We start from the raw sequence: 11,753 nt of genomic DNA on the forward strand, positions 1-11,753 counted from the left end.
GGTCATCGCAACCGCAGTCACTGCCCTGCTGGCCGCCTCGGTGCTGTGGCCGGCCAGTTCGCCGCCGCTCCGGGACGCCGAAGGCCACCCCATCGAGGGCTCGGTGTCGGAGCTGATCACAGTGGAGCTCGGCGGCCACGAGCAGTGGATCCAGGTGCGCGGTGCCAGCGCCGACCTCCCGGTGCTGCTCTACCTGAGCGGCGGTCCCGGGCAGAGCGACCTGCCCCACTCCAGGGCATTGCTGGAGCCGCTCACCGATGACTTCCTGGTGGTGGGTTGGGACCAGCGCGGCACCGGCAAGTCCTACCCTGCCCTGGACGCCGACACCCTGACCCCGGAACAGGCGGTGTTGGACACCATCGAGCTTGCCCGATGGCTGACCGATCGCTACCGGCAGGAGAAGGTCTATCTCGTCGGCGAATCATGGGGCAGCCTGCTCGGCGTGCTGGCTGTCCAGCGTGCCCCCGAGCTGTTCCACGCCTTCGTGGGTAGCGGCCAGATGGTGGACATCCGGGCCACCGACGAGGCGATCTACCGTGACCTGGTGTTGTACGCGATGTCCCACGGGGACGGCGAGCTGGTCGCCCAGCTGGCGGAGATGGGACCGCCACCGTACCGCGGCGGAACCATCGACTACGGCACCATCTTCAGCCTTTATCCCCTGCTGGAGGGCGGCTACAGCCCACCCGAGGCCTACCAGCAGCGGGGCATGGCCGCCCGGCTCGGCCCGTGGGGTCTGCTCGGGCAGGAGTACGCGCCGATGGAGAAGATCAACGTCCTGCGCGGCCTGCTGGACATGCACTCGGTGATGTACCCGCAACTGCAGGACATCGACCTGCGCCAAAGCGCCACCGACCTGGAGGTGCCGGTCTACCTGATGGTCGGCGACCACGAACTCGCCGCCCGGGTCGACCCGGCCCGGCAGTGGTTCGAACTGCTGGACGCACCCGACAAGCGCTGGTACCAGCTACCCGACAGCGGCCACTCCGTCGCCTTCGAGCAGGCCGACGAACTGAACCGGATCCTGCTCGAGGACGTCCGAATCGCCGGTTAGCCAAGACACCGGACCGCCGTCGCGCCGGTCGCTACACCGATAGCGGCCGGCCTTCGGCGTCCTGACCACGGGTTATGATCACCGGGCAGTGCGCCGCACGGATCACGTGCTTGCTGGTCGAACCGAGCAGCAGCCCCCGGAAGCCGCCGCGTCCCCGCGAGCCGACCACCAGCAGGCCGGCCTGCCTGGACGCCTCGACCAGCACGTCCTGCGGCCGCCCCCACTCCACCCTGACCTCCACCGGCACGTCCGGGTGGGCCGCGATCTCGTCGGCTGCCAGTTCGAGCACCTCGGCGGTGATCTGCTGCCTGTGCTCCTCGCTGTACGGGTTGTGCTTGGCCGGGTCGGAATAGCGGCTGACATCCGCCGATCCGTACGGGAACGCGGAGTACATGATCAACGGCACACCGCGGACCGTTGCCGCGTCGAAGGCCAGCCGCACTGCCGCCCGGGACGGTTCGGAGTCGTCGACGCCCACCACCACCGGGCCACCGGGGTTCTCGTGGGCGTCGTCGCTGATCACCGCCACCGGCCCCACCGAGTGCGCGGCCACCGCGTCCGAGACCCCTCCCAGCAGCCGGACCCCCAGTGGGGCGGTCTCGCCCCGAGCGCCGACCACGACCAGCTCAGCGTCCCGGGACGCCTGTGCCAGCACCTCGGCCGGGGTGCCCTCCACCACCACGCTGCTGACGTCCAGACCGGGGAACACGGCCCGCAGGTTGTCCGGCAACTGCTCGAGCTGCTTCAGGGTCTCGCGCAGCTGGTCGCGCTGCCGGGTGGCGGCCGCGCCGGCCACCTCACCCACCAGGATGTTGGCGTTGGTCATCGTGAAGACAACCAGCAGCGGTAGCTTCCGGGCCACCGCCCGATCGGCAGCCCACTCGACCGCCTTGCTGGCGCGTTGGGAACCGTCGGTTCCCACCACGATCCGGCCTGCAGACGCGATTTCGGTACTCATAGTCAACCTCCCCGGGTTTGGTGGCCACCACCTCGAGCGCGGCTCGGTGCGGCCAGTTTACGGTGGATGAGCTGCCGATTCGGCGGTCCGGCGGGCATCGGGTGCAGCCGGCACCGCCCGCTACTCCACTGCGGCCAGGATCCGGTCGTGGGCCGCGAACGCGATCGTGGTGGCGTAGTCGGAGGTGAGGTGGTCGCCGTCCAGCCAGACCAGCACGTTGCCGATCACCGGCGGGCAGATACCATCCGGACAGATCAGGTCGGTGAAGTCAAGGTTCACGTAACCATCCCGGCCTTCCCAGACCTCGGCCGGGTTGACCGGGCCAAGCACGACCTCCTGCGCCACGCTGCAGGTTACGCCGTCACCGCTGGGGCGACCGAGGCAGTCGACCGGGTTGAACCCGAGCCGGGGGTTGTCGCGGATGCCGACCACCCGGATCCCGGCCGCCACCAGACGGTCGATGGCCTGCGACTGGCCGGTGACGAGCCGCTCATCGACGCCGACGACCACAGCACCCCAGGTCGAGACCGTGAACACCACGTCCGGCTGGAGTCGCTCCAGGTAACGGCCGAACGACTCGTTCGACTCCAGGCACTCCTCCGGCTGACCACCCAGCCCGAAACTGCAGATCGGCTGCACCAACGACACCAGCTGCCAGCCCTGCTCCTCGGCGATCGGGATGATCGTCCCCATGAACTGCTGGGCGTGCGAGTTGCCAACCACCGCCACCGTCCTGGTCGGCTCGTCGAGCGTCGGGGTCTGCCGGCAGTAAGTGGCTGCTGCCCCCTCGTCGGCCCGCAGCCGGCCGGAGCAACGTTCGGGCAACTCCACCCACTGGTCCCGCAGGTTGCCCACCCTCGGCAGCACCGGCGCGTCCGGGTCGCCCTCGAACCAGAACCCGGGCAGCAGCGACAGCGCCCCCGGATGGTTGCGGTAGCCGTCGCCACGCGATTCGGCGACCAACCGGTTCAGCCGGTTCACGTCGTAGGCCATCCAGCCCCCCACCGGGACGGAGACCCCGACCAGACAGACGGCCACCACCAGCGCCAACCGGCGCTTGCTCACCTCCGGCCAGGCCCAGTTCTTCAGCGGCTGCTCGATGAGCCTGGTCAGCACGATCGCCAGGGCAGTGGACGCCACCACCAGCACCGCACCCGCCGCGGGGTCGGCCACCTGCTGGTCGCTCACCACCAGGTAGGTGATCAGGATCGGCCAGTGCACCAGGTAGAGGGCGTAGGCGCTGTCGCCGAGCTTGACGATCGGGCGCCAGGCCAGGAAGCGGTCGACCCCGAGGACCGAACCGGACTGGCCGGCCGTGATGATCGCCCCGGCGGCCAGCAGCGGCCACAGCGCGATCCAGCCGGGAAAGGCGGTCTGGACGTCGACGACGATGCCGACCGCGAGCATGGCGATGAACCCGACCCAGCCGAGGACCACCCGAACCGCCTTGCCAGGCTGCAGGTATGGGATGGCCAGCGCGAACAGCGAGCCGAGTGCGAATTCCCACAGCCGGGCGCCGGTGTCGAAGTAGGCGAACTCCTGCCTGGTGTTGGTGGTGATGATCGAATAGGTCAGCGAGGCGGCGAAGATGGTCGCGAACGCGATGGTGAGCGTCCGCACCGAACCGATGCCGAACCGGCGCCGCAGCCACCAGGCCAGGCCGAACACCAGCGGCCAGACCAGGAAGACCTGGCCCTGGATGGACAGCGACCAGAAGTGCTGGAACGGGGAGGCCAGGCCGCCGTCGCGGGCGTAGTAGTCGACGTTCGTCGCGGCCAGGTGCCAGTTCTCGAAGTAGAACGCGGACGACAGGGCTTGCGGCCGGAACTCCCAGATCGCCCACTCCGGGTACAGCAGGCCGAGCAGCAGCGAGGTCGCCAGGATCGTGACCACCGCCATCGGCAGCAGGCGTTTGAAGGTGTGCAGCCAGTAGCGGCCGATCGCGATCGGCCGGTCGGACTCGATCTTCCGCACGAACGACAGGGTCATGAAGAAGGCCGAGATCAGCAGGAAGATGTCGACGCCGCCCGATACGCGTCCGACGAAGACGTGGTAGACCACCACCATCATCACCGCGACGGCGCGCAGCCCCTGAACCTCGGGTCGAAAGCCCGAATAGCGGGCTACGAGTTCAGGTCGGTGTGGCATTTGTTGAAGGTTACCAATCTTCGCTTTCGGACCGAATCAGCTGAGTCACGACCTGATCGTCGCGCGAATCGTCCACCCCCTCAACCAGCTGGTGGGCCAGCACATGCCCAGCACAGCACGTCGTCCGGACACGCCAAGCGGGGCCGTCCATCACCGACGACCCCGCTCCGGTCAGGTTGTCACGGATCAGGCCTCCAGCGACTCCCGCGCAGCCTCGACGACGGCTTCGGCGGTGATGCCGAACTGCTTGAACAGCAGCGTCCCCTTGCCGGACGCGCCGTAGTGCTCGATCGAGACCGAGCGGCCCTTGGCGCCGACGTACTTCAACCAGCCCATCGCGATGCCGGCCTCGACGCTGACCCGGGCGGTGACCTCAGGCGGCAGCACCTGGCTGCGGTACTGCTCGTCCTGTGCGTCGAACCACTCCTGGCAGGGCATCGATACCACGCGGGTGGGGATCCCCTCGTCCTCGAGCACCTTCTGGGCGTCCAGTGCGACCTCGACCTCCGACCCGGTGCCGATCAGGATGACCCGCGGGTCGGCGCTGGCCTCCTTCAGCACGTAGGCGCCTTTGGCCAGGCCGTCGGCGGACGCGAACTCGCCGCTGGTGCGGTCGATGGTGCGCAGGTTCTGCCGCGACAGGATCAGGCCGACCGGCTGCTTGGTCTGCGCCAGCGCAGCCGCCCACGCCGCGGCGGTCTCGTTGGCGTCCGCAGGCCGCACAATGGCCAGGTTGGGGATCGCCCGGTAGGCGGCCAGGTGCTCGACCGGCTGGTGGGTCGGGCCGTCCTCGCCGACACCGATGGAGTCGTGCGTCCAGACGAAGATGGACGGGATGTTCGACAGCGCGGCCAACCGCACGGCCGGACGCATGTAGTCGGCGAACACGAAGAAGGTGCCCCCGTAGGCGCGGGTGAGCCCGTCGGCGTTGATGCCGTTGAGAATGCCGCCCATGGCGTGCTCGCGGACACCGAAGTGCAGGGTGCGGCCGTACGGCCCGCCCGGCCAGTCCTCGGTAGTGCGGCTCTCGGGCAGGAAGCTCGGCTCACCCTTCATGGTGGTGTTGTTCGAGCCGGCCAGGTCGGCCGAGCCGCCCCACAGCTCGGGCAACTGGGACGCCAGCGCGCTGAGCACGGTGGCCGACGCGGCGCGGGTGGCCTTCGAACCCTCTTCGAAGGTGGGCAGCTCGAGTTCGGGTAGCTCACGACGCCGGACGCGCTCCAGCAGCGCCTTGCCCTCGGGGTTGGCCTCCTGCCAGGCAGCGAACCGCTCGTTCCAGGCAGCCCGGACCTGCTTGCCGCGCTGCCGTAGGTTCTTGCGGGCCTGCTCGACGAGGTCCTCGTCGATGCCGAACGGCTCGTCGGGGAAGCCGAGCAGCTGCTTCAGTTCGGTGATCTCCTCGGCACCGAGCGCCGAGCCGTGGACCTTCTCCTTGCCCTGCAGGTTTGGTAGCGGCCAGCCGATGATGGTCTGCAACCGGATCAGCGACGGCTTGTTGGTGACCTGCTGGGCGGCGATGATCGCGTCGTACAGTTCCTGGATGTTCTCGCCGTAGCTGGTCGCGCCGGCGGTCCAGTCGACCTCGTGCACATCCCAGCCGTAGGCCTCGTAGCGCTTGGCGACGTCCTCACCGAAGGCGATCTTGGTGTCGCCCTCAATGGTGATCTTGTTGTCGTCGTAGATCATGATCAGGTTGCCCAGTTCCTGGGTTCCGGCAAGCGACGCCGCCTCGGCCTGGACACCCTCCTGCATGCAGCCGTCGCCGGCGATCACGTAGACGAAGTGGTCGAAGACCGACTCACCCTCGGCGTTCGGGTCGTACAGCCCGCGCGCCCGGCGCGCCGCCATCGCCATGCCGACCCCGTTGCTGACGCCGGCACCCAGCGGACCGGTGGTGATCTCGACGAACTTGGTGTGCCCGTACTCCGGGTGGCCCGGGGTCAACGAACCGAAGGTGCGCAGCGACTGGATGTCGTCCATCTCAAGACCGAGCCCACCCAGGTAGAGCTGGCAGTACTGCAGGATGGACGCGTGGCCCGCCGAGAGCACGAACCGGTCGCGGCCGATCCACTTGTCGTCGGCAGGGTCGATGTTCATCACCTTCTGGTACAGCAGGTAGGCGACCGGTGCCAGCGAGATCGCGGTGCCGGGGTGCCCGTTGCCGACTTTCTGCACCGCGTCGGCGGCCAGAACGCGCGCAGTATCTACTACTCGCCGGTCTTCATCGGTCCAGGTGAGATTGCTCACAGTTCTTCCTTTGCAGTGAGAGCGCTCGACTTCGAGCTCACGAGCGGGTGTCCACTCCAGAGTGTAGTGGCGAGAGGATGAATCCTCCCGGTGTCCGGTTTCATCGGTCCGGCCAGATTCCCTAGATGGGACGCCGCAGCACCCCGGTCGACTCGCTGAGCCGAGCGGTCTCGGCGCCCTTGGACCGCTGCCCGATCGGCAGATAGTCCCGCTGCGGCGGGCCGACGTACACCTGGCGGGGACGGCCGATCTTCAGCTTCGGGTCGGCGCGCAGCTCACGCCACTGCGCGATCCAGCCAGGCAGCCGGCCGATCGCGAACAGGACGGTGAACATCTCCTTCGGGAAGCCCATCGCCTCGTAGATCAACCCGGAGTAGAAGTCGACGTTCGGGTACAGCTTGCGCTCGGCGAAGTATTCGTCCGACAGCGCCGCCTGCTCCAGTTCCTGGGCGATCTCGAGCAGGTCGCGGCGGCCGGCCTTCAACCGCATCACGGTGTCGGCGTGCTCCTTGATGATGGCGGCCCGCGGGTCGTAGTTGCGGTAGATGCGGTGGCCGAAGCCCATCAGCTTGATGCCGGCCTTCTTGTCCTTGACCTGCTGGACGTACTCCTTGACGCTGATGCCGGAGTCCTTGATGGCGGCCAGCATCTCGACCACGGCCTGGTTGGCGCCGCCGTGCAGCGGCCCGGACAACGCGTTCACCCCGCCGGCGACCGAGGCGTAGATGTTCGCACCGGACGAGCCGATCAGCCGCACCGTCGAGGTGGAGCAGTTCTGCTCGTGGTCGGCGTGCAGGATCAGCAGCACGTCGAGGGCGCGGGTGATGTCGTCGTGGAACTCGTATGGCTCGGTCGGGTAGGCAAAGCTCATCCGCAGGAAGTTCTCGATGTAGCTGAGCGAGTTGTCCGGGTACAGCATCGCCTCGCCGCGGGAGTTCTTGTAGCCATAGGCGGCCAGCGTCGGAACCTTCGCGATCAGCCGTTCGGTGGCCTTCTCGATCGCCTCCGGGCTGTCACCCAGCGAGTCGAAGCTGAACGTCGACAGCATCATCAGGCCGCTGGCCAGCACCGGCATCGGGTGCGAGCGGCGGGGGAACATCCGGAAGAACTCGCGCATCCGCTCGTCCACCATCGTCTTGCGGCGGATCCGGTCCTCCCACTCACCAAGCTGTGCGGCGGTGGGCAACTCGCCGTAAATCACCAGGTAGGCGGTCTCGAGGAAGGTCGACTGCTTGGCAAGTTGCTCGATCGGGTAACCCCGGTAGCGCAGGATGCCCGCGTCCCCGTCGATGTAGGTGATGGCCGAGGTGGACGACGCGGTGTTCGCAAAGCCGGGATCGAAGGTGACGTGGCCAGTGGAGTCAAGCAGCTTGCCGATGCCCAGACCCGACGGACCCTCGGTGGCCTCGACGATGGGCAGTTCCAGGTCTCCGCTGTCGAGGCCGGTGATTTCCACGGATTCGGTCACCTCGGGTACGTCCTTCCTGTGCGCGTCGCTGCGCCTACCACCCTAACTTGATCAGCTTCCCCACGCAGGCAGAGTCGCGAGGTCCCGGGCCAGCAACGCGCGCGCCCGAGCCTCCTGCTCGGGGGTGCGCCAGGGCACCTCGTCGAAGCCCTTGCGGGTGGCCTCGGCCACCGCTCGTAGCCCGCCATCGCTGATCAGGCCGAGCCGGTGCACCGCGACCACGGCACCCACGTAGGTGTCGAAGAAGACCAGTCCCCGTTCGGCGTAGTCGGCGCGGACCTGCGCGGCGGTGTCGACCACGTCGTGGATCAGCACCGCGTCCACGGCCCCGGCGAACTCGGTCAGCAGCCGCTCCCCCACCCGGACGTCGCCCTGCCCGGAATCGCCGATGAAGACCAACCGGTACTCGGGATACAGGCTGTGGTAGTGCATCAGGTTCTGGATCTTCTTCTCGGCCATCCCGGCGTGGCTGAGCAGGTGCAGCAACGAACCGGTCAGCATGGCCGAACTCGGTACCCCCACCCCGCGCAGCTTGCTGCGGGTCTGGTCCTCGACCCAGCCCAGCAGGTCGGCGGGCCGGGCGGTGATGAACGTCAGGTCGCCCACGGAGCGGGGTTTCGAGTTGGGCCCGACGTCGAGCGCCTCCCACAGGGCCACCACGCCCGGGTAGACCACACCCTTCGGGAACCGCCGGTCGTGCAGGCTGCAGATGGTGGTGTCGTCGATGTCGGACAGCACCTTCGCCTCCAGGCCGGTCACCTGCCGGGCCTGCTCGGCGATGTGGGCGAGGATCACCCCGCGCACCTCGGCACTGTCGATGTCGCGGTAGACCAGCTCCTCCAGGTCGTTGTGGTTGGGGGTGGCATCGATCAGGTTCTTGAGGATTGTCAGGTCGGCGCCCAGCACGTCGGTGAACAGGTCGCGGACGAAGATCTCGTCGCGCCGGGAGGTGCGTCCGGTCTGGACGGCGTGGATCAGCGCGGCCCGGGCCGGCAGGTCGAGTTCGTGGCGCCGGTTACGGCCGAGGAGCTCCAGCAGCTGGTCGTGGTGGCTGGGTCCGGATCGGCGGCTGATCGACATGGTGGCGGCCAGCCGGTCGGTCAGCCCGGAGTCGGCGAGCATCTCGTTGAGTTGTTCGGTGTCGGCCCACTCCAGCAGGTCGAGGATGACCCGCTCGGTCTGGGCGCTGGTGCGTCCGGTCAGCAGCTGGCGCAGCAGGCCGACCGCCGGGCCGGTCATGCCCCGTCCCGGCACTCGGGCGGCACCTGGACGCGCAATCCGCGCGGCTGGATCCGGGCGTCCATCGCGACCACCCGGTTGACCACGTCACCGTCCAGCTGTGCCGGCAGCGGGTCGAACGGCCGCACCCGCAGCCGCTCGGCCTGCTGGTAGCGCAGCACGGCCACGTCCAGGTCGGGGTTGAGGACGCCTTTGGCGGCGACCGGCAGCCACTGCACCGGGTTCCGGATCGGGACCTGCAGCACGTCCATCAACCCGTCGTCGGGCCGGGCGTCCGGGTAGACGACCACTCCGCCGGGCGCTTGGCGGGTCAGCCCGGCCAGCACCGTCCAGGTCAGCACGCTCTCCGGCTGGTCGTCGTCCAGCTGGACCTTCATCGGCAGCGGCGGCCGGATCGCCTGCCGTACCCCGTGCAGGGCGTAGGCGGCGGCGCCGATCCGCACCTTGGACGACAGCCTGGTGCGCGCGACGGTCTGGGCGTCGCGGCCGATGCCGGCCATGGTGAGAAAGGGCTCGTCGAAGCGCTGACCGCTGGCGGTCTGCAGGTTGGCCCAACCGACGTCGAGTTCGACGCTTGGGCCGGTCAGGGCGATGGAGATCTTGGTGGCCAGGTCGTGGTTGGCCAGGCCGAGGTTGTAGGCCAGGACGTTGCCCGAGCCGAGCGCGACGATGCTGATCCGGGTGTCGGTGCCGGCCAGCTCGCGGGCGACCTGCCGGACGGTGCCGTCGCCGCCGATCACAATGACCATGTCGGCGCCGGAGTCGAGGGCCTGGCGCGCCTGTGCCGAGCCGGGCTGCTCGCGGGTGGTGGCGAGTGAGCGCGGGATCGGGATGCCGAGCCGGTCGCACTGGCCGACCACCTCGGCGACCGCGCTGCTGGCCCGCCTGGCCAGCGGATTGACCACCACGAACGGCTGGCTGGCCACGGGGGTGGGTTGAGCGCACGGCCTGTCGAACCATACGCGGCGGGTGTTGTTCACAAGGGCTATTCTGCCCCAAGAAAAAGTGATATCTTCTTGGTATCACTTCGTTGGAAGGAAGATCGATGGAACCCACTGCATCCCCCCTCGTTGACGACTCCGGCGACTCCGTCGGCGGCGATCCTGCCGGACGTCCGGTGGGCATCAGCGGTATTCGGGTCGACGTCACAGAGCACAAGGCCTGGTACATCGGCGGCGGGATCGCCCTGGTGCTCATCCTCGCGATCTTCGTCGCGGCGGGGCTGAGCTTCTTCGCCGCCGTGCTGGGCGGCGGACCAGGGGTGCTGGTGCTGCTGGCGATCGTGTTGTTCGTGGCAGCGATGGTCCTGAGCAGCTCGCTGACGATCGTGCAGCCCGGTGAGACCAAGGTCGTCCAGTTCCTGGGCAATTACATGGGGACGATCCGCAAGTCGGGGCTGCAGATGACGGTGCCGTTCAGCGCCAGGCGCACCGTGTCGGTGCGGGTGAACAACTTCGAGACCAACGACCTCAAGGTCAACGACGCCGAGGGCAACCCGGTCAACATCGCGGCGATCATCGTCTGGCAGGTGGCCGATACGGCGAAGAGCGTGTTCGCGGTCGAGGACTACCAGGCGTTCGTCAGTGTGCAGTCCGAGGCGGCGCTGCGGCACGTCGCGACCTCGCATCCGTACGACAACGCCGCCCCCGGCGAGCCGACCCTGCGCGGATCCACCGAGCTGGTCGCCGACGAGCTCGCCCACGAGGTCGCTGACCGGATCGCCATCGCCGGCCTGGAGGTGGTGGAGGCCCGGATCTCGTCGCTGGCATATGCCCCGGAGATCGCCCAGGCGATGCTGCAGCGCCAGCAGGCCACTGCGGTGATTGCCGCGCGGGAGAAGATCGTCGAAGGCGCGGTCACCATGGTGCAGAACGCGCTCGACCGGCTCGAGGTGGACGCCATAGTGCACCTCGACGACGAGCGCAAGGCGGCCATGGTCAGCAACCTGCTGGTGGTGCTGTGCTCGGACTCCAGGGTGAGTCCGGTGGTCAACGCTGGAAGCCTGTACACCTAGGCCGACATGGCTGAGCGAAAGCACGTGCTGCTGCGGCTGGACCCGGCTGTGCATGACGCCGTGCAGAGGTGGGCGAGCGACGAGCTGCGCTCGGTGAACGCCCAGATCGAGGTGCTGTTACGCCAGCAGCTGCAGCAGGCCGGACGGCTACCGGGCCGGGTGCAGCCCATCCCCAAGCGGGGTCGGCCTCCCAAGGGGCAATGGCAGCAGCCGCCCGAGCTGGAAGAGCCGGAACCTCAGCACCCTGATCACCTGGACATGACCGAGTAGGGCGCCGCCACCGCCCGTCGGTGGTGGGGCGCGCCCGCCCTCGGCCGCGTGCGGGCACGCCGAATGGCTGCGCCACCCCGCAGAACTCACCCCATGGTCAGCTGGCCTCGTCCAGACGTTCTGGTTCGTCTGGCAGCTCGGCCTGGACTGGCGGTTCGGTCTCCTCGGTGAGTTGGGTCTCGGTTTCGGCTGGGTCCGGCTCGGTGTCGGCCTTGGTTTCTGCCGCCTCGGCTCCGGCCCTGACCTCCGGCCCCGCTTCGGCTCCGGCTCCCTCTTCGGGTACTTGGATGCGGGTGGTGCCGTCGGGGGTGACGAGGTATTGGTAGCCGGCCGGTGAGGTCCAGTGGAACACCCC

Annotated in this window: 10 protein-coding genes; 3 read left to right on the forward strand and 7 right to left on the reverse strand. The window is 68.4% G+C overall.

Going from position 1 to position 11,753, the window contains the following annotated elements; translation table 11 throughout:
• On the forward strand, positions 1–1,054 hold a 1,054-nt coding region (locus WBL05_RS06930), incomplete at its 5' end, for an alpha/beta fold hydrolase (protein ID WP_424224704.1).
• 31 nt (positions 1,055–1,085) lie between these two features.
• Here the strand turns inward: WBL05_RS06930 and WBL05_RS06935 are convergent.
• From WBL05_RS06935 to WBL05_RS06960, 6 genes are all read right to left on the reverse strand, one after another.
• Entirely contained in the window at positions 1,086–2,012 is a 927-nt protein-coding gene (locus WBL05_RS06935; RefSeq protein ID WP_424224705.1) for a universal stress protein, read from the reverse strand.
• A gap of 120 nt (positions 2,013–2,132) precedes the next feature.
• A complete protein-coding gene (locus WBL05_RS06940) occupies positions 2,133–4,160 on the reverse strand; it encodes an acyltransferase family protein (RefSeq protein WP_424224706.1) in 2,028 nt (675 codons plus the stop codon).
• Positions 4,161–4,346: 186 nt separating this feature from the next.
• Complete coding sequence (gene tkt, locus WBL05_RS06945; RefSeq protein ID WP_424224708.1) at positions 4,347–6,407, reverse strand: transketolase; 2,061 nt, start codon at positions 6,405–6,407, stop codon at positions 4,347–4,349.
• A 121-nt stretch (positions 6,408–6,528) separates the two neighbouring features.
• Positions 6,529–7,875: a citrate synthase gene (locus WBL05_RS06950; protein ID WP_424224710.1), complete on the reverse strand. Its 1,347-nt coding sequence runs from the start codon at positions 7,873–7,875 to the stop codon at positions 6,529–6,531.
• 51 nt (positions 7,876–7,926) lie between these two features.
• Positions 7,927–9,114: a phosphatase domain-containing protein gene (locus tag WBL05_RS06955; protein WP_424224712.1), complete on the reverse strand. Its 1,188-nt coding sequence runs from the start codon at positions 9,112–9,114 to the stop codon at positions 7,927–7,929.
• On the reverse strand, positions 9,111–10,040 hold the full coding sequence (locus tag WBL05_RS06960; protein ID WP_424224714.1) for a diacylglycerol/lipid kinase family protein: 930 nt from the start codon (positions 10,038–10,040) through the stop codon (positions 9,111–9,113). Before WBL05_RS06960 ends, WBL05_RS06955 begins: the two co-directional genes overlap by 4 nt.
• Positions 10,041–10,159: 119 nt before the next feature.
• Between WBL05_RS06960 and WBL05_RS06965 the strand changes: the two genes are divergently transcribed.
• Positions 10,160–11,128: an SPFH domain-containing protein gene (locus WBL05_RS06965; protein ID WP_424224716.1), complete on the forward strand. Its 969-nt coding sequence runs from the start codon at positions 10,160–10,162 to the stop codon at positions 11,126–11,128.
• A 6-nt stretch (positions 11,129–11,134) separates the two neighbouring features.
• Positions 11,135–11,398, forward strand: a complete 264-nt coding sequence (locus WBL05_RS06970) for a hypothetical protein (RefSeq protein ID WP_424224718.1) — start codon at positions 11,135–11,137, stop codon at positions 11,396–11,398.
• A 97-nt stretch (positions 11,399–11,495) separates the two neighbouring features.
• Here WBL05_RS06970 and WBL05_RS06975 read toward each other — a convergent pair.
• The coding region (locus tag WBL05_RS06975) for a hypothetical protein (RefSeq protein ID WP_424224719.1) at positions 11,496–11,753 on the reverse strand (258 nt) is incomplete at its 5' end.

Origin of the sequence: Brooklawnia sp. (genome assembly GCF_049651565.1) — a bacterium.
GTDB lineage: Bacteria > Actinomycetota > Actinomycetes > Propionibacteriales > Propionibacteriaceae > Brooklawnia.

Excerpts from the sequence above, each read along its gene's own strand:
- WBL05_RS06935 (WP_424224705.1), bottom strand. The coding sequence starts at position 2,012 with ATGAGTACCGAAATCGCGTCTGCAGGCCGGATCGTGGTGGGAACCGAC.
- WBL05_RS06940 (WP_424224706.1), bottom strand. The coding sequence starts at position 4,160 with ATGCCACACCGACCTGAACTCGTAGCCCGCTATTCGGGCTTTCGACCC.
- WBL05_RS06955 (WP_424224712.1), bottom strand. The coding sequence starts at position 9,114 with ATGACCGGCCCGGCGGTCGGCCTGCTGCGCCAGCTGCTGACCGGACGC.
- WBL05_RS06965 (WP_424224716.1), top strand. The coding sequence starts at position 10,160 with ATGGAACCCACTGCATCCCCCCTCGTTGACGACTCCGGCGACTCCGTC.
- WBL05_RS06970 (WP_424224718.1), top strand. The coding sequence starts at position 11,135 with ATGGCTGAGCGAAAGCACGTGCTGCTGCGGCTGGACCCGGCTGTGCAT.